We start from the raw sequence: 20,335 nt of genomic DNA, 5'->3' as shown, positions 1-20,335 counted from the left end.
TGCGGTCCGCACAACTCGCACGGTTCGCACGGTTCGCCGGGAGGCGAGATGGCAGTCGTACACCGCACCCGCGGGGTCACGGCCGGAGCCGCCCTGGCCCTCGCCCTGACCGGCGTGCTCGCCGGCTGCGGCGGCGACGGCCCCGCGGACACCGCCCGCAAGGCCGAGTCGGCGGTCGGGTCGATCGCCTCGCAGGCCACCGAGGCCGTGGAATCGGCCGCGGCGGAGGCCGAACGCCGGCTCGGCGACATCCAGGGCGGCGTCGACGCCAAGGGCGACGTCGCGGCCGGCAGGCCCGTGACCGGGTCCGACGGCCGGTTCCGCAGCGAGGTCACCGTCCGCAACACCGACGACGCGGCCCGGTCGTTCGCCGTCCAGGTCGACTTCGAGGACTCCGGCGGACGGCTGGTCGACACCGTGATCGTCACGGTCGGCCACGTGCAGGCCGGCCAGTCCGCCACGGCCACCGCCCGCAGCACGCACGACCTGTCCGGTGACGTGCGGGCGGAGGTGGCCCGGGCGGTCCGCTACTGACGCCCCGCGGCGGCCTCCGCCACCGCGATGTCGATCTGCTCGCTCATCGCGCTCACCCCGTTCAGGGTGGCGACCGCCTGGAGACGATTGGCACCCACCGGCAGCGCCGGGCCCGGCGTGCACGCCCAGGCGCCGTCCGGCCCCGCCGTGGCCGCGCAGGCCTCCCGCTCGTCCTTGTCGCGGACGGTGACCCGGGCGCCGGGATGGGCCGTGCCCGAGATCTCCGGCCGGGTGGCCAGCGGGACGCCGGACAGCGGCCGGGCCAGCGTCGGCCCGGCCAGCCCCACGGTCACCGAGCACCGGCCGCCGGCCCGCCGTACGCCCCGCTCGTCGGTGACGCGCAGGACGCAGCCGCGCAGCCGGGTGCCGGGCACGGCGTCCGCGGGCACCGCGAGCACGAAGGGGAACGTACGGTCCGGCGCTGCGGTGCCGCCGGTGACGGTGTACGACCCGCTGCGCCCGCCGGCGGCGACCGACCCCCGGTGGCCGGACCCGTCGAGCGGCGCGCCCGTCACCCGCGTGCCGCGGGGCGCGATCAGCGTCAGGGTGGCTCCCGGCAGCGCGTCCGGAACGCCCGCGACCTCGACGATGCCCTCGCGGCCGGGCGCGATGACGGCGGCCCCCCGCAGCGGTGCGCCGTCCCGGGCCGCCGCCGGCGTTCCGCACGCCGCCAGCACTGCCGCGACGACGACCCCGGACACGGCTGCTGACCTGCTGGACCTGTTCATCGCGGGCGAGGCTCCCTGTCCGGATACGGCCTGTCGAGACACTCCGCCGACGATCCTCGCGTCCGCCCGGGCGGACGGCACCCGCAGCGGGCCCAAGCGGGTGGGCCGTAGCGGGTGGGCCGTAGCGGGTGGGCCCGCGCCCCCGAAGGGGCGCGGGTAGCCGCGCGGACCGGCGGGGTGGCTACCTCCCCGTGGTCACCTCCCCGTGGTCACCTCCCCAGCCACACCGTCGTGTCCGGCCCGAGCCGGCCGTCCTCCAGCGGCGCGCTGCTCAGCAGCACCTCACCGGCCGGCAACGACACCGCCGAGGCGGACAGGTTCGTCACACAGCGCCAGCCCTCGCAGCGGTCGAACTGCAGGACCCCGTCCGGGGCGTCAGCGGCCCAGGCCAGCTCCTCACCGTCGAGCAGCTTGCGGCGCAACCGCAGTGCCGTGCGGTACAGCTCCAGGGTCGAGCCCTCGACGCCGTCCTGCGCCTCCACGGCGTACGCGGCGAAACCGGGCGGCTGCGGCAGCCAGGCCCCGCCCGGCCCGAAGCCGTACGAGGGTCCGGTCGTGGTCCACGGCAGCGGCACCCGGCAGCCGTCCCGGCCCTTGCGGACGTGACCCGTCTGCTCCCAGATCGGGTCCTGGAGCACCTCGGTGGGCAGGTCGGCGACCTCGGGCAGGCCCAGTTCCTCGCCCTGGTAGACGTAGGCCGAGCCGGGCAGCGCCAGCATCAGCAGGGTGGCCGCCCGGGCCCGGCGCAGTCCGGCCGCCTCGTCGACGGCCGGGGCACGGCCGCCGGAGAGCAGCCAGGCGTTGAGGTCGGTGTCCGGCGGGAGCATCAGCCGGGAGGCGTGCCGGATCACGTCGTGGTTGGACAGCACCCAGGTGGCCGAGGCGCCGGCGGCCCGGGCGGTGGCGAGCGAGTCGGTGATGACCTGCCGCAGCTCCCCGGCGTCCCAGCGGGCCTGCAGGTACTCGAAGTTGAAGGCCTGCCCCAGCTCGTCCGGGCGGGCGTACAGCGCGCGCCGGGCGCCCGGGACCCACGCCTCGGCGACGGCCATGCGGGGCGGACGGTAGGCGTCGAGGATCTTGCGCCAGTCGCGGTAGACCTCGTGCACGTCGTCCCGGTCATAGAAGGGGTGCGTGCCGGGCGGCAGCGCGGTGAGCGCCTCCTCGCGGCTCAGCTCGGGCCGGCCGAGGTCGCGCAGCGGTTCGCTCAGGTCCTTGACGAGGGCGTGGGCGACGTCGACCCGGAAGCCGTCGACCCCGCGGTCGGACCAGAAGCGCAGGGTGGTGCGGTAGTCGGCGCGGACCTCCTGGTTCTCCCAGTTGAGGTCGGGCTGTTCGGGGGCGAACAGGTGCAGGTACCACTGTCCGTCCGGCACCCGCTTCCAGGCGCTGCCGCCGAAGACGGACTGCCAGTCGGTGGGCGGGAGTTCACCGTGCTCGCCGCGGCCGTCGCGGAAGACGTACCGGTCGCGGGCGGCCGAGCCGGGCCCGGCGTCCAGGGCCTCCTGGAACCAGGGGTGCCGGTGCGAGGAGTGGTTGGGGACGATGTCGACGATGACCTTCAGGCCCAGGCGGTGGGCCTCGGCGACCAGCGCGTCGAAGTCGTCGAGGGTGCCCAGGCGCGGGTCGACGTCCCGGGGGTCGGCGACGTCGTAGCCGCCGTCGGCGAGCTCGGAGGGGTAGAAGGGGCTCAGCCACAGGGCGTCCACGCCCAGCGCGGCGAGGTGACCGAGGCGGCGGGTGATGCCGCGCAGGTCGCCGAGTCCGTCACCGTCGGCGTCGGCGAAGCTGCGGGGGTAGACCTGGTAGACGACGGCCTGCCGCCACCAGTCGGGGTCGCGGGACGACAGGTCGAGGGTGGAGCGATCGGTCACGCGGTCTCCTTTGCAGGGCATACGGGCGACAGCATTAAATCTGTCCAGAATGCCGGAAAAAGGAACCAACAGGTTGATCGGAGTGATCCATTCCCACTGTGTCGGAAGTGTGTGGGAGCGGTAACTTCCTTTGCGTTCCCGCAGGTTGACAGTGTGCTGCGGCGCCGCCACCATGGGGGCTCACTGAGGCGCATGTGACCAATGAGCCCAGTGTTTCTCAGACCACTCACCCCCGGTACGGCCCCGGCAGCCGCGCACCGCGCTGCCCGCATGCCGCCACCCGGGTTCCGGCACACGCCAAGAAACGGGATACCCCTATGTCCATAGCGAGACGTGTCACCGCGCGCCGCCTGCTGGGGACGGGCGCCGCGGCCCTCGCCCTCTGCGCCGCCTCCGCCACCACCGCCCTCGCCCACGGGACGCCCGGCGGTGACGGCTGGTCGTCCGGTGGCAGCTACCGGCCCGGGACGGGCGCGGGCACGGAGACGGGGACCGACCGCTGCCAGTTCTCGCTCGACGGCACCACCTTCCAGGACTCGGTCAAGGTCGACGACCAGAACCTGAAGCCGACCGAGGACGGCAAGGTGCACATCAAGGTGCGCACCGCCGGTGACGCCTCGACCTGTACGGCATCCCTCGCCTCCTACCTGGCCCATGGCGCGACCTTCGCGACCTCCGGCGAGCAGGTGTTCGTCGACTTCGACACGGTGACGGTCAAGCCGGGGGCCACCGACTCGCTCGACATCGCCATCCCCGACCGGGGCTGCTTCGCCCAGATCGACCTCTACCGGGGCGCGGTGAAGTTCGACGGGGAGCTCGACGCGAAGGACGGCCTCGTCCACGGCGAGCTGCCCAAGGGCCCGGACCGCCCGGTCATCAAGGACAAGCTGATCGCGGCCTGGAACGGCGGCACGAAGGACTGCACGACCCCGCCTCCCGCTCAGGAGGAGCCGCCCGCCTCCACGCCGCCCGCGAGCCCGTCGGAGCCGGCCGAGCCGGCCGAGGGCACCACGCCGCCGGCGTCCCCGTCCGAGCCGTCCGAGCCCTCCGCCCCGCCGTCCGAGGACGCGGAGACCCCCGCCCCGAGCGCCTCCGAGTCGGCGCCCGCCGCCCCGAAGCCGAACGGCGGGGGCGGCGACCTCGCCGAGACCGGCGCCGACGGCAGCACCGGCCCGATCGCCCTCGGCGCGGCGGCCCTGCTCGCGGGCGGCGCGGCCCTCGTCGTGACGACCCGCCGCCGGGCCAAGCGGAACGCGCCGGGCGCCTGATCCGCGTGCGGTGACGCCCCCGCTGCTGCCGTCCGGCGGCGACAGCAGCGGGGGCGCCGTCGTGCACGCCGGGGGGAGGGTTTCTCCGACGGCGGCGCGCGGTGCCGGGGATTTCCCCGACGGGGGCGCGGCGACAGACGGAACCCTCACACGACCGCGCGACGACGGACAGCACCCTCACACGACGGCGCGACGACGGACGGCCCCTCGGCGGCTGCGCGCGGCGTCGAAGGTCGCTCGACGGTCGCTCGACGGCCGGACGACGGCCGGGGCGGCGTCCGGCCGTCGTCCGGGCCCCCGGCACTCGCGCAGCATCGCGCAGCGCTAGAGCGTTCCCTCGACGGTCGCCAGGTAAAGCTTCACGTAGCGCTCCACGTCCACGTCCAGCCCCACGTCCACCAGCGGCTGTTCGCGGATGCCCTCGTGCAGCTCGGACTCGCCGGGGCGCGGGCGGCGGTCCACGATCGTCATGCCGCGCGTGGGGCCGGGCGCGAGGGAGACCTCGACGGGGAGGCGGTGGGTCGTCAGGCCCCGCGGGTCGGCGACCGCGCAGACCGCTCCCGCGTCGCCGAGACCGCCGGCCGTCTCGGACGGGTCGTCGGGACGGCTGCCGGGGTGCGCCGGACGGTGGGCGAGCAGCTCACCGGCCAGCCGGGCCCCAGGCTCGGCGCTCGCGCGCAGGCGCCGCACCTGCTCCGCCGGGACGACGACCCGCGTGAACACGTCCAGCCCGTACATCGTGATCGGCACCCCGGCGGTCAGCAGGATCGCGGCCGCCTCCGGGTCGTGCCAGACGTTGAACTCCGCGACGGGCGTGGCGTTCCCGGTCGCCGCCGCGCCGCCCATGAACACGATCCGCTCGATGTTGCGCACCACCTCCGGGTGGGTCCGCAGCAGCAGCGCGATGTTGGTGAGGGGCGCGGTGGGCACCAGCGTCACCGGGCGCGGGGAGGCGAGGATCTCGCGCCGCAGCAGTGTCACCGCGTCCACGCCGGCGGGCTCCCGGGCCGGGTCCGGCAGCCCCAGGTCGCCCATGCCGTCGTCGCCGTGCACGTGCCGGGCCGAGCGGGGCGCCTCGATCAGCGGCCGCTCGGCGCCCCGGGCGACCGGGATGTCGGGGGCACCCGCCTGGTCCAGCACGGTCAGGGTGTTGCGGACGACCCCGTCGACGTCGGTGTTCCCGGCCACGCAGGTGATCGCGCGGACGTCGAGCGCCGGGTGCCGTACGGCGAACAGCAGGGCGAGGGCGTCGTCGACACCGGTGTCGCAGTCGATGATCACCGGGATGCGCTGTCCGTCCGTCACGACGAGGACTCCTTCCACCTGTTCCACCTGTTCAGCAGGGATCTGCCACCGGCGACCTTACGGCCTGCCGGGAGACGGCCCGGGTGGTCCCGGGCGCCCTCGGGCCCGCCGTCTCAGGGCTGCCGCACCGCCGTGACGTCGAGTTCGCGCCGGTCAGGGTGAAGTCCACGGTGAACGGCCTGGTCACGCCGCGCACGGTCAGGTCCCCGGTGACCTCGAAGCCCGTCGCACGGACGTCCCCGGGCGGACACGGCGCCTAGGCCGGTTCCCACAGGCCGGTGTCGCGGGACGCCACCCGGGCGGTGATGCGGTCCAGCAGCTCCGCGGTGGGCAGGGGGGCCGGCCGGTGGCCGTCCCGCAGGCGTACCGCCACCAGGCCGGCGGCGGCCTCGCGAGCGCCGATCACCGCCTGGTACGGCACCAGCCGGGCCGCGCGGACCCGGGCGGCCAGGGTGCCCTGGCCGGGGTCGGCGACCTCGGCGCGCAGACCCCGCTCCCGGGCCAGACCGGCCAGCGCGTGCGCCGGCCCGGCCTGCTCGTCACCCACCGGCAGGACGGCCAGCTGCACCGGGGCCAGCCAGGGCGGGAAGGCGCCGCCGTGGGCCTCGACGAGGTGGGCGACCGCGCGTTCCACGCTGCCGATGACGCTGCGGTGCACCATGACCGGGCGGTGCCTGCCCCCGTCGGGGCCGATGTAGTGCAGGTCGAAGCGCTCGGGCTGGTGGAAGTCGATCTGGACGGTGGACAGGGTGGTCTCCCGGCCCGCCGGGTCGGCGATCTGCACGTCGATCTTGGGCCCGTAGAAGGCCGCCTCCCCCTCGGCGGCCTCGTACGGGACGCCGGCGCCGTCCAGGACCTCCCGCAGCAGCGCGGTGGCCCTGCGCCACAGCTCCGGGTCGGCCACGTACTTGCCGCCCTCGCCCGGCAGCGACAGGCGGTACCGGGACGCCCGGACGCCCAGGTCCGCATGGGCGCGGCCGATCAGCTCCAGCGCGGCCCGGGCCTCCGCCACGGCCTGCTCCGGGGTGCAGAAGATGTGCGCGTCGTTGAGGGTGATGGCCCGCACCCGGGTCAGCCCGCCGAGCACCCCGGACGGCTCCGAGCGGTACATGCCGCCCAACTCGGCCATGCGGAAGGGTAGTTCACGGTAACTGCGGGCGCGGGAACGGTAGATCAACGCGTGGTGGGGACAGAGACTGGGGCGCAGCAGGACCTGTTCGGCGCCCAGGTCCATCGGCGGGAACATGTCGTCGCCGTAGTGGTCCCAGTGGCCGGAGATCTCGTACAGCTCGCGTTTGCCGAGGACGGGCGAGTACACGTGCCGGTAGCCGGCCCGCCGTTCCGCCTCGCGGATGTACTCCTCCAGGGTGTGCCGCACGATCGCGCCGTCGGGCAGCCAGTACGGCAGCCCCGCGCCCATCAGCGGATCGGTGTCGAACAGCTCCAGTTCACGGCCGAGTCGGCGGTGGTCGTGCATGGTGTGGCTCCTCCGGATGCGGAAGTCCGGGCGAGCACCGCGCGACGAAGCCCCGGGGCACTCGCCCCGGGGCTTCGGACGTCTGCGTCAGCAGTCAGCGCGCCGGGACACTCTCCGGCGTCGTCGTGGCGGACGGGAACGGCTGGACGCGCTGCATGGGCATGACCGTAGCAACGGGTCCGGACGCGGTGCGACGGTTTTTCGGCCGACGCCCCCTCCCACGGTTCCGCTCGTCCGGCGCCGCGCGCGTCATACGGCACTGCGGTGCCCGTCCGCCCGTGACACGCCCCCACGCCCGCCCTCGCTCACCCGGACGGCCCGGCGCGCTGGTGGGCCGGCTGCCGTGGTGGTGCCGTATGAGCACCGCACCCGGTCTTGGTCAGCCCCGGCCCGCCCCACCAGGAGGCACTCCGATGACCCACCCTCCGGCCACCGCCCGTGCCCTCCTCGTCCCCGCGCTGGCCCTGGCCGCCCTGCTGGGCTCGGCCGGGTGTGCCGTCCAGGGCGAGCCGCGGCCCAAGTGGTTCTCGGCGTCCGCCTCGGCGTCCCCCGCCTCGCCCGCCGCCGAGCAGCCCGCCGGGCCCGGGACCGGTCTCACCGAGGCGCAGGCCCAGGCGGCCCTGATCACCGAGACCGACCTCGGAGAACCCTGGGGCCCGACCCGCGGCGCGCGGACCTGGCGGGACGGACTGCTCAAGGCGACCACCGAGGACCCCGAGTGCCAGCGGCTGCTGGACGCCCTCTACACCGAGGAACTGTTCGGCACGCCCGGGAACCCCGGCGCGACGGCCGCGTTCGACGCCGCCGACACCGACGCCCAGATGCGCTACCAGGTCTCCGCCCATCCCCCGGCCGAGGTCGACCGCACCCTGGACTGGCTGGAGTCGCTGCCGGGCAGGTGCGGCCGGTTCACCGCCGCGAGCACGCGCGGCGGTGTCCAGGGCGTCGAGGTCGGCGACCTGCCGCTGCCTGCGGCGGGGGACGCCCGCCGGGCTCTGCGGATCACGCTGGCCGGCGAGACCGAGGAGGGGGAGCTGACGTACCTGACGATGGACATCGCCGGCGTGCGCGTCGGCGCCGAGGCGATCGTCGTCACCCACGGCGGGCTCGACGAGGTGGACGCCGAGGTCACCCGGGAGGCCGTACGGATCGGGGCGCAGCGTCTGACGGAGCTCACCCGGCGGGGGCGGGCACAGATCTGACCACCGGCCCGTGCCGGGCCGGGTGCCGGCCGGGACGGCCCCGACCCGGCGGGTTTCCGGCCCGAGCGGTCCGGGCCGGCATCCCTCGCCCTGCGGCCGGACGCGTCCCGCCCGTAGCCGCCCGTGGGGAAGCCGTCCCCGGCGAAGCCGTCCCGGTCGGATCAGTCACGGTCGGATGCGTCCCGGTCGAAGCGCCGGCGGTGGGCGATGACGTCGCGGGCCACGTCCAGGGCCGTGCGCCCGCGCGCGAACGCGTCACCCCGCAGCCGCGCGAGCGCGTCGTCGGTGCCGACGCCGAGCTGCGCCATGATCATGCCGACGGCCTGGTAGATCTCGTCGTGGTCCGAGGCGAGCCCGCTCAGCCAGGGCTCCCCGTCCTGCGTCCCGGGTTCGTCCCCGCGCGGCAGGGCCATCAGGGCGACGGTCATGACGCCGGCCACGAGCCGGGCCACGTACAACTGGCGCTCGGTGAGCCCGCCGGGGGTGTCGCGGTACAGGTCGAGGGTGCCGACGCACACCGCGTCACTGCCGAGCGGTACGGCGTACACCGCGCGGACCCCGGCCGCGGTGGCCTGCTGGGCGAAGACCGGCCAGCGTCCGGCGTCCCGGCCGCTCGTCAGGTCGCAGGCGAGCACGGGCACCCCGTCCGCCACCGCGCTCTGGCAGGGGCCGTCGCCCAGGGTGGCCTGGAGCCGCGCCAGATGCGCGGCCTGCGGGCTGCTCGCGCTCAGCTGCACGGGCATCCCCGCGCTGCGCAGCGACACGCTCGCGCCGGTCACCGGCAGCAGTTCGACGGCCACCTCGCACAGCCGCCCGGGCACCTCACCGGGATCGGCGCCGCGCACGCCCCTGGCGATCGCGTCGGCGGCCCGGACCCCGTCCAGATCCAGGTCTCCGCCCCCCGGACCGCATGCGCCCGGGTCGTCACCCGCCGCGCCCTGGGGGTCGTCCCTGGACCGCACGGCCATCGCCTCCTTCGATCACCGCGACCTGCACTTCGCCACTCCTGCGGGGCGGGCCCGCGTGCGCCGCCCGCCGGGACGGCCGGCCGCGAGCACCACCTCGCGGTGGGCCGCGCGCCATCACTTCGGGGTGGCCGCCCCCGCCGCTCCGGGTCATGCCCCGGCGCCCGCCCGGAGTGGTGCCCCGACTACCCGTGGCGGATGGGCCGAAACCCGTGGTGGGGCCGTCTGCGGCGAGGTGCGGCCTCAGCGCTTCTCGTAGGGGTTGCCCGGCTGCGGCACCTGCCGTACGGACGTGGCGTCCAGGACCGGCGGCCAGGCGGCGTCCGAACCGAGGGCGCCCTCGGGGTGCCAGGTGCCGGTGACCGTGACCCAGGTGTCGACGGGCGGGGCGTCCGCGCCGCGCACCTCGGCCTTGGCGGCGCTCGCGTCGGCGGCGCAGCAGGAGACCAGGAGCCGGGTGACGTACCAGGTGCCGTCGGCGTCGCGGGTGACGAAGCCGGTGAGCCGGACCGTGCGTCCCCGCAGGGAGCGGCCGCTGTCGTAGACCGCCCGGGAGCCGAACTCCCCGAGGGTGAGGTCGAGCGGGTCACCGTCCGGCAGCTCCGGGAAGGTGCCGACGCCCTGCGCCGCCCGCTGGGCCGCCTCGCGCTCGGCGCTGTAGGAGCCGAGGGCGGGCGGCGGGAAGAGGAGCAGCGCCAGAGCGGGGAGGGCGAGGAACCAGGCGACGCGCGGGCCGTGGGCGTGGTCGAGGTCGTGGTCGAGGTCGTGGTCGTGGGCCTGCCCGTGCCGGTCGTCGGCCTCCGGGTCGGCGTCCTGCCGCTCCCCGGACGGTGCCTGGCCGGCGGTCCGTGCCGACACCGCCGCGACCACCCCCAGCAGCACCAGCCCCACCCCCGACACCACCAGGTACGGCCGCAGCCCCGGCTGGACGTAGCGCAGGTACAGCTCGCTGAAGAGGGACACGCGCAGGACCGCCGCCCCCACGAGCGCGAGCAGCGCCGCCGGTCCGTAGCGCCTCACAGCAGCCACCACCCCACCAGGACGCTGCTGCCCACCGCCACCACCCAGGTCGCGGCCGAGAACCGCACCGCGAAGGCCCGGCCGAAGGTGCCCGCCTGCAGCGCGAGCAGCTTCAGGTCGACCATCGGCCCGACCACCATGAACGCCAGCCGGGCGGTGGGCGAGAAGCCGCTCAGCGACGCCGCCACGAACGCGTCCGCCTCACTGCACACGCACAGCACGACCGCCAGCAGCGCCAGCAGCAGCACCGAAAGCCAGGGCGAGGCGGTGAAGACGTCCAGCACGGACCGCGGCACGGTGACGGCGAACGTCGCCGCTGCCGCCGCGCCCACCACGAGGAAGCCGCCCGCGTGCAGGAAGTCGTGCTGGAGGCCCGCGGCGAAGGCGCGCGCCCCGCCGCCGGGCTCGTGGCCACCGCCGCGCTTCGGCAGCCGCAGCCACTCCTCCTTGCCGAACCGCGCCCACAGCCAGCCCATCACCACGGCCGTGCCGAGCGAGGCGACCAGCCGGCCCAGGACCATCGCGGGCTGCCCGGGGAAGGCGATCGAGGTCGCCACCAGGACGACGGGGTTGATCGCGGGCGCCGACAGCAGGAAGGCCAGCGCGGCGGCCGGGGCGACACCCCGGCGCATCAGGCTGCCCGCGACCGGCACGGACGCGCACTCGCAGCCGGGCAGCACCACCCCGGCCGCCCCCGCGACCGGCACGGCGAGCGCCTCGCGCCGGGGCAGCAGCCGGGTGAGGACCCGCTGCGGCACGAACGCCCCGATCGCGGCCGACACCACCGTGCCCAGCAGCAGGAACGGCACGCCCTGGACGGCGATCGCCGTGAAGACCGTCCACCAGGCCGCGACCGGCGGGGTGTACAGGTCGAGCGCGGCCATCGGCCCGAGCACCGACACGACCGTCACGACGGCGATCAGCGCGGCGCCCCCGAGGACGGCGTACACCAGGGCCCGCAGGCCCAGCCGTATGCCGTCGGCCACCGTCGGTCGGTTCTCCACGTGCCCTGCCCCCATCGTTCCCGGGAGAGGCTAACCCGCACGGCTGTGTGAAAGCCCCGCCCGCTCACAGAGGGGGCTGTGCGGGCGCGGGCCCGAGGGTGGTGGTGCCGGGGGCCGTGCGGTGCCCGAGGCCGGTGCGGTAGGCGTCCAGGGCCGCCTCCACCCGACCGGCACGCCGCAGCAGGTCGCCGAGCAGCCGGCACAGGTCGGCCAGGTCGCCGGCGGCCCCGGCCCGCTCCAGCAGGCTCAGGGCGCGCACGTAGTGCTCCTCGGCGTCCTCGGTGCGGCGGGCGTCCTCGGCGATGATGCCGAGCAGCCGGTGCGCGGCGGCGGCGTGGACGGCGCCGCGCTCGGGGGACAGGTGCCCGAGGACGTCGTGCAGCAGGGCCGCGGCCTCGTCGGACCGGCCGCGCTTGTGCAGCACGTCGGCCAGTTCGACGGTGACCTGGCTGCTGTAGAGGGCGGCGCGCTTGGCCGACAGCATGCCGAGGGCCTCGCGCAGCTCCGCCTCCGCGCGCTCCAGCTGCCCGTCCTGGGCGTAGACGTAGCCCCGCATCCAGTGGCAGTTGGCGAGTTCGGTGCGCAGCTGCAGGCCCCGGTACAGCTCGGCCGCCCTGGCCAGCGACGCGTCGGCCTCGGCGAGACGGCCCTCGGCGACCAGGGTGCGGGCCACCGAGCGGTGCATCCGGGCGACCAGGGCCGGGTCGCCGGACTGCGGGGCGAGGGCCAGGGCGAGTTCGGCGGCCTGGGCGGCCCGGGCGTGCGCGCCCATGTCCATGTACGGGCCGATGGCGCTGGCGTAGAGCAGCAGCAGGGCGTCCGGGTCGTGCAGGCCGCCGCGGTTGAGCTCGTCCAGGGCCGTCTCCAGCAGGTAGACGGCGTAGCGCAGCTCCCCGGCGAGGTAGTGCGCGACGGCCCGGCCGCGCAGGGCGGGGACGCGGGCGGGCAGCGGCGCGTCGGCCAGGCAGGCCTCGGCGCGTTCGAAGTACGCGCGGCCCGTCTCCAGCTCGCCGGTCTCCAGGGCGCACTCGCCGAGTCCGAGCAGGGCGGCGGACTGCTCGGCGGCCAGGCCGTGGGCCTCGGCCTCGGCGAGCAGCTCGGCGTACTGCCCGGCCGCGGCCTCCGACTCGCCCACGGCGAGGGTCCGCTGGGCCTCGGTCAGCCGCAGCCGCAGTTCGGTGACGAGCCGCGCGGAACGCCCGGTGGCGAGCTCGTCGAAGGCGACGCCGAGCCGGCCGGCGAGATGCCGCAGGGCGTCGTCGGAGGGCCGCACCCGGCCCGACTCCAGGGTCGAGATGTAGGCGGGGGTGTACACAGGTTCCGCCAACTGCCGTTGCGTCAGTCCGCGTTCGACACGCAACCGCTGCACCCGGCGGCCGATGGTCCCCGGATCATCCCGCTCCCCCACGTCAACTCCCCCTGCGCCTCTTGCCGTTCGGCCTGGACAGCCCCTAGGTTAAACGGAGTGTTAAGCCGAATTGTCGAAGACGCTTAACACGTTGCCGCCGTAGTCGCCGCCCCTGTTGCGAGGTCGCCGTGCTCGAACGCACACGCACCGCCGAGCGGTACGCCCGGGGCTTCGCCGCCGCCCTGGTCGCGATGGCCACCCTCCTGCTGGCGGCCAACGCCGGACCGGCCGGCCCGGAGCAGCCCCCGCACGGTCAGCGGACCGTCGCCGACGCCCGCTGAGCCGGGCCCCGGGGCGGGGCGCGAGCCGGTCGCGCCCTGCCGCGCCCGCCGCTCACGGCGCCCGTGGTACCGGGTCCGCCAGGGACGTGGACAGGAGGCTCCGGTCGAGCGGGCCCGGGAGGTGGCGCGGGGGCAGGCTCAGGCAGGCGGTGATCTGCTTGCCCGCGGCGCGGGGCGCGACGGCGACCCGGTGGCTGACCTCGTGCACCAGGCGCAGGCCGTGGCCGCCGAAACGGCGCGGGTCCGGATCCTGGGGCACGGGCCGGGCGGGGGAGGTGTCCCACACGGTGATGGCCAGGTGGTCGCCGGAGAGTCGCAGGGCCATGCCGCAGGGTCCGGGAGCGTGTTTCAGCGCGTTGGTGACGAGTTCGCTGATCGCGAGTTCCGCGTCCTGGACGGTCGGGGCCGGCACGGGGGCGCGGCCGGTGCGTGCGGCGTGGGCGAGGACGGCGTGCAGGGCGCGGCGCGCATCGACGGAGCGTGCCGTGCCCTCGGCCCAGGCCACGCCGAAGTGCAGCGTGGCGTGCTTGCCTGGGTCCTGCTCATCTGCCGCCTGATTCCTAAGCGGGATGGCCATGCGGACTCTTTCGTTGTGGTCGCCGCTCGGCGGCTTACCGCGATGCGTCTACCCGGCCTCCGGGCAGGCACACAGCGGGTGGCGCGCCGATACGGCCGTGACCGGCGGCGCGGTCAGTCCATGCGGTGGCCGCCGGGGCAGACGGCGCTGTCGGCCGTGATCAGGGCCCGGCAGTACGGGCAGGAGCGGATCCGGCCGAGAGTGACCAGGGCCGGCTGCACGGCCCCTCCCACCGTCCGCCGCGCCCGGCACGCGACGACGGTCATTCTCCTCAGCAGGAGGCCGGTGACACCGGGCACGCCCACGTCCTTCCCTCGGGCGGGGCACAGCCCGCACACACTCCACGCTCGATCACGTGTTCCCGCCCTCGCGCCTCCCACACCGGGCGGAATTCAGTGGGGCAGCAGCTTCCTCAAGGCCTCGTCGAGGCTCTTGGCCACCTCCGCGTCTCCCGGCCGACCGGGCCCGTACAGGGCGTCCAGTTCCGTGATGAGGGTCCGGGTGACGGCCCCGTACAGGGGTGTGCGCGGACGCTGCACGGCACCGCGCAGGGCCGGGAACAGGATGTCCCGGGAGTAGCTGACGCCGTCGGCGAAGCGGTCGGGCGCCTTGAGCTCGGCACTCTCGCCGGTCGGGGACGCCGACGGGCTCGCGCTGTAGGCGGAGGCGTGCCGGCACTCGGGGGAGCCACCGGGATCCGCGTAGGCGGAGGTGCGGGTGGCCGCGAACCCGGCGCGCAGCAGGCAGCGCTCGCTGTCCGGGTCGGTCAGGAACGCGATCAGCTCGGCGGCCTTCGCGGCCCGCTGCTCGGACGTCGACGAGGTGACGGCCAGGTTCTGCCCGCCGAGCACCGCCTTGCCGGGCAGCCGCGTCACGCCGAGGTCCCCCTCGAACCTCTCGTACAGCACCGGATAGACGTACGGCCAGTGCCGCAGGAAGGTCGTGCGGCCCTCCGCGAAGGCGCTGAGCGACTCGGCCTCACGGGACGCGGAGGCCTCGGCGAGCATGTACGGCGGCGCCGTGCGCTCCCGCAGCTCGGTCACCCCGGCCGTCAGCTGCGCCACGTCGGCGGTGTACCGCCCCTCCTCGTCGGTCAGCTCGAAACCGGGGACCGCCGAGGCGAAGGCCTCGACCGCGTTGACCGTACGGCCCTCGTAGGCGGCGAGCTGGGTGGTCCAGCCGTCCTCGTGGCCCGGCGGCCGCGTGCGGTCGTTGACGGCCTCGATCAGACCCCGCAGTTCGTCCCAGGTCACGCCGCCGCTCAGCTCGGTCCGCGAGGCACTGGCGTCGCGCAGGTGGTCCTTGCGGTAGTACAGCAGGCCCACGTCGCTGTTGAAGGGGACCGCGTACCGCTCGCCGTCCCAGAACGACGTCGCGTCCACGGACCGGATGATGTCGTCCGGCTCCTTCACCGCCGCACCGGTCAGCGGGCGGATCAGACCGGCGGCGGCGAACTCCGGGATCCAGGTCACGTCCAGGTTGACCACGTCGTACTCGGCGCTGCCGGACTGGAGCGCGCCGAGCAGCTGGCTGCGCTGCTGGTCGGCGGAGCCGGGGAGCTCGACCAGGCGGGCCCGGTAGCCGTGCTCGCCCTCCTGGGCGTTCCAGGCGTCGATGAGCTGCTGGCGGATGCCGTTCTTGCCGGTGACGTCCCGGCCGCTGGCGACGACGATCCGGGGCGGGTCGGCGCCCGGCGGCTGCTCCCGCGCGTCGCCGCCGGTGCAGGAGGCGGAACCGAGCAGCGACACCAGGGTGAGCAGGGCCAGCGCGGCGGACGTCAGGTGCCGGGCCCGGCCGTGGCTCCCCGGGCCTCCGTGCGGGCGGGCGGCCATCATTCCTCCCCCGTTCCGGTGCGGGCGACCTCGTCGTGCAGGGCCGGCACGAGGTCGTCCCCGGCGTCCAGGCAGCGGCCCCGGCCCGCCTCGGCGATCCGGGTGGCGGGACGGCCCTGGTCGCAGCCCGAGCTGGTCAGGGACACCATGGCCACCGGGACGCCCGCGCCGCCGGCCCGGTCGAGCACGTCCTGGAGGGCCCGGCCGGTCAGGCGGTTGTCGTCCTCGCCGTCGGTCAGGTACACGATCAGCTGCGGCCGTTCGTCGCCGGCGCCGCGTTCCGCCATGAACTCCAGGGCGTCCAGCAGGGCGGCGGCCGGGTCGGCCTCGGCGTCGCGCCACCTGGCCGCGTCGAGGTGCCGTTCGGCGTCGGCCCGCTCGTGCGTGGTGAAGCGCAGCAGCTCGGTGTGCGTCCGGCCGCCGACGCCGTGCACCGCCCACACCCCGTACTCGTCCTCCCCGCCGAGCCCCGGCAGGGTCTGCTTCAGGATGCCGGGGCCGCCGCTGTCGCCGTCCCACCGGCCGGCCATGGAGCCGGAGCTGTCCAGGAGGTACAGGACCCGGCCGGGCCCGTGCGCGTTGGCGTACCGCTCCAGGGCCCGGTCCATGTCCCCGGGCCGGGCCGGTTCGGCGGGACGGACGGACTCGGCGAGGCCCTCGGGCACCTGCCGCGCGGCGAGCAGGCGGCGCTCGCCGGTCGCGGAGCGGAACCCGTGCTCGCCGAGGACCGTCAGGCCGCCCTCCCCCGTCAGCCAGGCGCGGAAGCGGTCCACCGCGTCGTCCCGCGCCTCGGCGTCCCGGTCGCCGTCCTCCCAGCGCACGCGCACGAACGCCGGCTCCAGACCGGGTACGTCGTCGGGGTAGGCGGCGACGCGCGGGGCGCGGGTGGCCGGGTGGCAGCCGATGCCGCTCTTGAGCAGGAACTCCGGCACCAGCGCCGCGCTGCGGTCGTCCACGGCGTCGTCGTCGGGCAGGGTGCACAGCAGCCGCACGGCCGACGGCTCGGGCCGCCCGGCCCGGGTGACGCGCTGCTCGGCGCCGCGCGCGTCGGCCCGCTCGCCGTGCAGGGCCATCGTCGCCAGCAGGGCCGCGTCCGTGAACTCCGGGTCGGGACGGCGCAGTTCGGCCCTGCCGTCGGCCCGTTCGAGGTCGTTGACCAGCTCGGACAGCGACCGTCCGGTGGGGTCGAGGCCGGCGTCGAGGGCCTTCGGCACGGCCAGCACGACCGGCGAGTAGGCGATCGGCCCGTCCGCCGGTTCCAGCCGGGCGAAGACGCGGTCCTCCCGGGCCGCGGCCTGGTTGACCCGGTCGACGCCGGCACGGGTGGCGGGGATCCACACGTCCGGCTGCGGGCCGATGTCCCGCTGCGGGTTGTCGTCCTCGCGCGGCTGCTGCCAGGCGTCGGTCCGCTCGCCCAGCGCGCTCACCACGTCGGCGGCGCCCGCGCTGCCGACGGTGACGCCGCTGCGCCGGCAGCCGTCACCGGTGGTGTTGGCGGGCGAGGTGACATAGGCGTCCGCGGCCGCCCGCATCGCCGGTTCCAGGTCGGGATCGGTGAGCACGCGCAGCTCCAGGGAGGGAGCGCAGGGGCCGGTTTCGCCGGTCAGCACGAAGAGGCCGTAGCCGCCGGCGCCGGTGGCGACGAGCGCCAGCAGCAGGGTCAGCGCGGTCCGGCCGAACCGGTCGGCGGCGACCCGCGGTCGTCCGCGCAGGCGGGACAGGCGGGGGCCGAGGACCCGGGAGCCGGGACGCGGCCGGGGCGGGGGAGGCGGCGGCGGGGGGGCCGGCGTGGGAACAGGGGGCGGCGCGGGGGCAGGGGGCGGCGCGGGGACCGGTCCCGCGGCGAGCAGGACGTCCGCGTCCGGGTTCCACGGCGGGGCCAGCGCCTGCGGCTTCTGCCGGTCGTTGTCCTCCGCCTCGTATCCCGCCTCGGCCATCCGCCGCTTCAGCGCGGGGTAGAGCGTGGACAGCCACACCTCCCCGCCCCCGTCGAGGACACGCGTCATCTCACGGGTGAACGGCGTCGCGACGTCCGCGTCCCCGCCCAGGATGCAGCGGTTGGGCTGCACGCTCATCAGGAGCAGGATCTTCTCCTTGCTCTCCTGCGGGGCCTCGAAGCGGTGCCAGATCGCCGCGGCGTTGCCCGCGTAGCAGCAGTCCAGGATCACCAGCACCTTCTCGGCGCGGCTCTCCGGAGCGCAGAGCTCGCCCAGCACCCCCGCGAAGCTCACCGCGCCCGGCAGCTCCTCGCCCGCGACCACCCGCGCGGTGCGCATCTGCAGGTGCAGCTTGTGGGTGGAGGTGTCGGTGACGACGGCGTGCCCGGCGAAGTAGAGCAGCAGCAGCCCCTCGGTCTCGCGGACGGCACGGCGCAGCTCGTTGGTGAAGTCGTCCGGGGCGGGCGAGGCGAGCACCCTGACCTCGCCCGCGCGGAACACGCCGCCCCGGTGCAGCGCGTCCTCCAGGGTCCTGCGGTTGTGGAGCACGGCGGGGAGCTGTCCCGACACGCCCTGCGGGTCCGGTGCCGTGTGGTCGTACTCGGACACGCCGACCAGCAGCGCCCTGTTCCGTCTGCCGCGCGGGTCGAAGCGGCTCACCGGACTACTCCCCGTCGGGGCCCAGTGGGCGTATCTCCGTGTCGGGTTCGCCGCCCTGGAGCCTGCGGCGGTTGTTCTTCCAGGTCTTCACGGCGCGGTTGGTGTACTCGGTCAGCGCCACGACCGTCGCCACGTCGCTCAGCAGTTGCAGAACGAGTTCGATGTCGGGCCCCAGGCGGCCCTTCTGCCCGTCCGTCCTGGTCCGCTCCTCGATGCGCAGCTGCTCGCCGGAGATCAGCTCCTCCAGCGGCTCGTCCCGCTCCAGCCACGCCTTCAGAGCTCTGACATCGTCCGCGGTCGCGCCGTCACCCAGCCGGACGCGTACGCCTAAGACAGCCACTTGGTCCCCCTCTGTCAGGACCGACATCATGACACCGGGTCAGGCTCCGGCGGCAGACCCGTGACACGACCCGGGCCGGTGACCCCACGCCCCCTTCACGCCAGGCGCACACGGCGCACGCATGTTCAGCCCTGGGTCTGCAACTGCCGCAACTGGCGCTGCACATGGTCCAGCGCGCCTTCGCGCCGACCGGGCACCCGGCCTCGCAACGCGGCGAGTGCCGCGCCCAGTTCGCGGGCGCCGGCCGGATCGCGGACCTGGCCCCACTGGTGGTGGGCCCGGTCGGCGGCGGCCTCGACGGCGGGGGAGTCCGCCGCCTGTCCGGCGTTCAGCCGGGCGGTGGCGACCGTCAGCCAGGTGCGGCAGCTGCGTGCCGCGTCCCCGGCGAACATCGCCAGGTCGGCCCGGACTTCGGCCCAGTGCAGGGCCTCCTCGGAGGCCGGCCCGTGCGCGGTGACGGCGGCCTGTTCGTGACGGGCGGCGAGCGCGTCCGCCTCGGCGTGCCGGCCGGCCTGCACGGCGGCCGTGATGGCGGCGTGCGGATCGCCCGCCGCCGGGCCGGGCGTGCTCAGCACCAGGTCCGTGCCCGCGCTCTCCGGCGCGATACGGGCCAGCGCCTGCTGGTGCAACTGTTCGGCGGGCGGCCGGAATCCGCTGCGCAGGATGGTCGCGACGGCCTTCATGTACGCGGGCGCGGCGACCGTGCGCCGGGACGGGGGCGGTGCGATGCGGCCGTGCACGGCGTTGCCGCGCCCCGCGTCCAGCGGGGTGCCGCGCAGCGCCGCCCAGGTCTCGGCGTCGGCGTGCAGGTCCAGCAGGAGGGTGGTGGCCCCGGCCGGTCTGAGCCGCAGTTCCTCACGGAACCAGTGCCAGGGGAAGGCCGTGTAGCGGGCGGTGGCGGGGGTGGTGCGGGCCAGCGCCAGGTGGGGGAGGCGCTGGCGGCGGTCCAGGAGGAGCTGTCCGGTGACGTAGACGGTGAGCGGGCCGGGGGCGGCCGCGGCGGCGCGCAGCCGGGTGAGGACGGCCTGCGGCTCCAGCGGGTCGGCGAGTTCGACGACGTTCGCGGTGTCCGTGCCGGACAGCACGGCGGGCTCCACGGCGGCCAGGACGGGGAGCACGGAGGCGGCGTCGACCAGGCGCCCCCTGCCCACCGGTGAGGCCGCCAGCAGCAGCACGGTTCCGGGCATCGTCCCTCCCCCTGTGTCGATCACGTACCGCAGCACCGTAACCGCTGCGGCTGCAAAGGGGAGCCTCAGGACCGCAAACGCCCGCCTTCGAGTGCTTCACCGACCCGGCGGCGCCACCGGTGCCCTTGGCGGGGTTTGAAGGGGTGCCCGTGGCAGGGCCCGCAGAGGCACCCGTGCCGGCGTCCGTGGCGGTGCCCAAAGGGGCGCGGTGCCCGCGCCGGAGTCCGTGGCGGGGGCCGGAAGGGTGCCCGTGACGGGGCCTGCGGCGGTGCCCGAAGGGTGTGCACGGGTCGCTGCCCAGGGGGCGGTCCGGCGGCGGACGCCGGGGCCCGCAGGGACGCCCAGGGCGATGCCCGCGTCACCGCCCCGGGCCGGTCCGGCGGCGGACGCCGGGGCCTACAGAGGTGCCTGCCCCCTCCCGGTCCCCGGAGGGATACCCGTGCCGGTCCCCGGAGGGCAGCCCGGGTCGCCGCCCGGGCCGGTCCGCCGACGGGCGTCGGGCGCTCGCAGGAGTGCTTGTGCCGGTGCCCGGAGGGGCGCCCGTGCCATGGCCCGCAGGGGCGCTCCTGCCGGTGCCCGCAGGAGTGCCCATGGCGGGGCCCCTGGCGACGCCCGCGTCACCGCCCCGGGCCGGTCTGGCGGCGGACGCCGGGGCCTACAGAGGTGCCTGCCCCCTCCCGGTCCCCGGAGGGATACCCGTGCCGGTCCTCGGAGGGCAGCCCGGGTCGCCGCCCGGGCC

18 protein-coding genes and 1 pseudogene are annotated in these 20,335 nt (G+C 75.8%); 4 read left to right on the top strand and 15 right to left on the bottom strand.

The genetic code is table 11. The features are described from left to right. Positions 1-48 precede the first annotated feature (48 nt). The gene (locus RIN80_RS10270) at positions 49-534 is read left to right on the top strand and encodes a hypothetical protein (protein WP_309095221.1); all 486 of its coding nucleotides are present in this window, start codon (positions 49-51) and stop codon (positions 532-534) included. On the opposite strand, the gene RIN80_RS10265 is transcribed toward RIN80_RS10270, so the two are convergent. Together RIN80_RS10265 and RIN80_RS10260 are read right to left on the bottom strand one after the other, a co-directional pair. Then, a complete protein-coding gene (locus tag RIN80_RS10265) occupies positions 528-1,262 on the bottom strand; it encodes a carboxypeptidase regulatory-like domain-containing protein (RefSeq protein WP_309095220.1) in 735 nt (244 codons plus the stop codon). The two genes, RIN80_RS10270 and RIN80_RS10265, sit on opposite strands and share 7 nt — an antisense overlap. Positions 1,263-1,471: 209 nt before the next feature. After that, positions 1,472-3,154 (bottom strand): glycoside hydrolase family 13 protein, encoded by a 1,683-nt coding sequence (locus RIN80_RS10260; RefSeq protein ID WP_309095219.1) that lies wholly within the window; start codon positions 3,152-3,154, stop codon positions 1,472-1,474. A 296-nt stretch (positions 3,155-3,450) separates the two neighbouring features. Between RIN80_RS10260 and RIN80_RS10255 the strand changes: the two genes are divergently transcribed. Further along, positions 3,451-4,401, top strand: a complete 951-nt coding sequence (locus tag RIN80_RS10255; RefSeq protein ID WP_309095218.1) for an LAETG motif-containing sortase-dependent surface protein — start codon at positions 3,451-3,453, stop codon at positions 4,399-4,401. Between the two features lie 324 nt (positions 4,402-4,725). Here RIN80_RS10255 and RIN80_RS10250 read toward each other — a convergent pair whose 3' ends face one another. From RIN80_RS10250 to thrS, 3 genes and pseudogenes are all read right to left on the bottom strand, one after another. Beyond that, on the bottom strand, positions 4,726-5,706 hold the full coding sequence (locus RIN80_RS10250; RefSeq protein WP_309095217.1) for a nucleoside hydrolase: 981 nt from the start codon (positions 5,704-5,706) through the stop codon (positions 4,726-4,728). Positions 5,707-5,737: 31 nt separating this feature from the next. Then, positions 5,738-5,914: pseudogene (locus tag RIN80_RS10245) on the bottom strand (hypothetical protein); the annotation flags it as partial. A 48-nt stretch (positions 5,915-5,962) separates the two neighbouring features. Beyond that, entirely contained in the window at positions 5,963-7,201 is a 1,239-nt protein-coding gene (gene thrS, locus RIN80_RS10240; protein WP_309095238.1) for a threonine--tRNA ligase, read from the bottom strand. Between the two features lie 395 nt (positions 7,202-7,596). Between thrS and RIN80_RS10235 the strand changes: the two genes are divergently transcribed. Continuing rightward, a complete protein-coding gene (locus RIN80_RS10235; protein WP_309095216.1) occupies positions 7,597-8,385 on the top strand; it encodes a hypothetical protein in 789 nt (262 codons plus the stop codon). 161 nt (positions 8,386-8,546) lie between these two features. Here RIN80_RS10235 and RIN80_RS10230 read toward each other — a convergent pair whose 3' ends face one another. From RIN80_RS10230 to RIN80_RS10215, 4 genes are all read right to left on the bottom strand, one after another. Then, positions 8,547-9,353 (bottom strand): GAF and ANTAR domain-containing protein, encoded by an 807-nt coding sequence (locus tag RIN80_RS10230; protein ID WP_309095215.1) that lies wholly within the window; start codon positions 9,351-9,353, stop codon positions 8,547-8,549. Positions 9,354-9,593: 240 nt separating this feature from the next. Beyond that, the gene (locus RIN80_RS10225) at positions 9,594-10,370 is read right to left on the bottom strand and encodes a TIGR03943 family putative permease subunit (protein ID WP_309095237.1); all 777 of its coding nucleotides are present in this window, start codon (positions 10,368-10,370) and stop codon (positions 9,594-9,596) included. Then, entirely contained in the window at positions 10,367-11,389 is a 1,023-nt protein-coding gene (locus RIN80_RS10220; protein ID WP_309095214.1) for a permease, read from the bottom strand. Before RIN80_RS10220 ends, RIN80_RS10225 begins: the two co-directional genes overlap by 4 nt. Before the next feature lie 49 nt (positions 11,390-11,438). After that, the gene (locus tag RIN80_RS10215; RefSeq protein WP_309095213.1) at positions 11,439-12,782 is read right to left on the bottom strand and encodes a tetratricopeptide repeat protein; all 1,344 of its coding nucleotides are present in this window, start codon (positions 12,780-12,782) and stop codon (positions 11,439-11,441) included. A gap of 128 nt (positions 12,783-12,910) precedes the next feature. On the opposite strand from RIN80_RS10215, the gene RIN80_RS10210 reads away from it, so the two are divergent. Continuing rightward, complete coding sequence (locus RIN80_RS10210) at positions 12,911-13,063, top strand: hypothetical protein (RefSeq protein WP_309095212.1); 153 nt, start codon at positions 12,911-12,913, stop codon at positions 13,061-13,063. Positions 13,064-13,115: 52 nt separating this feature from the next. Here the strand turns inward: RIN80_RS10210 and RIN80_RS10205 are convergent, their stop codons facing one another. The 6 genes from RIN80_RS10205 to RIN80_RS10180 all read right to left on the bottom strand — a co-directional run bounded on the left by RIN80_RS10205 (position 13,116) and on the right by RIN80_RS10180 (position 19,596). Further along, positions 13,116-13,640, bottom strand: a complete 525-nt coding sequence (locus RIN80_RS10205; protein ID WP_309095211.1) for an ATP-binding protein — start codon at positions 13,638-13,640, stop codon at positions 13,116-13,118. A 113-nt stretch (positions 13,641-13,753) separates the two neighbouring features. Beyond that, complete coding sequence (locus tag RIN80_RS10200) at positions 13,754-13,939, bottom strand: hypothetical protein (RefSeq protein ID WP_309095210.1); 186 nt, start codon at positions 13,937-13,939, stop codon at positions 13,754-13,756. A gap of 93 nt (positions 13,940-14,032) precedes the next feature. After that, positions 14,033-15,472 (bottom strand): extracellular solute-binding protein, encoded by a 1,440-nt coding sequence (locus tag RIN80_RS10195; RefSeq protein ID WP_309095209.1) that lies wholly within the window; start codon positions 15,470-15,472, stop codon positions 14,033-14,035. Beyond that, entirely contained in the window at positions 15,472-18,069 is a 2,598-nt protein-coding gene (locus RIN80_RS10190; protein ID WP_309095208.1) for a substrate-binding domain-containing protein, read from the bottom strand. The genes RIN80_RS10195 and RIN80_RS10190 overlap by 1 nt, the downstream gene beginning before the upstream one ends. Positions 18,070-18,073: 4 nt before the next feature. Then, positions 18,074-18,409 (bottom strand): hypothetical protein, encoded by a 336-nt coding sequence (locus RIN80_RS10185; RefSeq protein ID WP_309095207.1) that lies wholly within the window; start codon positions 18,407-18,409, stop codon positions 18,074-18,076. 125 nt (positions 18,410-18,534) lie between these two features. Then, positions 18,535-19,596: a hypothetical protein gene (locus tag RIN80_RS10180; protein WP_309095206.1), complete on the bottom strand. Its 1,062-nt coding sequence runs from the start codon at positions 19,594-19,596 to the stop codon at positions 18,535-18,537. Between the last annotated feature and the right edge of the window lie 739 nt (positions 19,597-20,335).

Origin of the sequence: Streptomyces sp. (assembly GCF_031181705.1) — a bacterium.
Lineage (GTDB): Bacteria > Actinomycetota > Actinomycetes > Streptomycetales > Streptomycetaceae > Streptomyces.
The sequence above is the reverse complement of the archived record's forward strand: the minus strand, read 5'-3'. Positions and strand labels throughout refer to the sequence as shown.

Coding starts and splice junctions, on each gene's coding strand:
- RIN80_RS10195 (WP_309095209.1), bottom strand. CDS start 15,472: ATGGCCGCCCGCCCGCACGGAGGCCCGGGGAGCCACGGCCGGGCCCGG.
- RIN80_RS10180 (WP_309095206.1), bottom strand. CDS start 19,596: ATGCCCGGAACCGTGCTGCTGCTGGCGGCCTCACCGGTGGGCAGGGGG.
- RIN80_RS10260 (WP_309095219.1), bottom strand. CDS start 3,154: ATGCCCTGCAAAGGAGACCGCGTGACCGATCGCTCCACCCTCGACCTG.
- RIN80_RS10220 (WP_309095214.1), bottom strand. CDS start 11,389: ATGGGGGCAGGGCACGTGGAGAACCGACCGACGGTGGCCGACGGCATA.
- RIN80_RS10205 (WP_309095211.1), bottom strand. CDS start 13,640: ATGGCCATCCCGCTTAGGAATCAGGCGGCAGATGAGCAGGACCCAGGC.
- RIN80_RS10255 (WP_309095218.1), top strand. CDS start 3,451: ATGTCCATAGCGAGACGTGTCACCGCGCGCCGCCTGCTGGGGACGGGC.
- RIN80_RS10235 (WP_309095216.1), top strand. CDS start 7,597: ATGACCCACCCTCCGGCCACCGCCCGTGCCCTCCTCGTCCCCGCGCTG.
- RIN80_RS10230 (WP_309095215.1), bottom strand. CDS start 9,353: ATGGCCGTGCGGTCCAGGGACGACCCCCAGGGCGCGGCGGGTGACGAC.
- RIN80_RS10270 (WP_309095221.1), top strand. CDS start 49: ATGGCAGTCGTACACCGCACCCGCGGGGTCACGGCCGGAGCCGCCCTG.
- RIN80_RS10265 (WP_309095220.1), bottom strand. CDS start 1,262: ATGAACAGGTCCAGCAGGTCAGCAGCCGTGTCCGGGGTCGTCGTCGCG.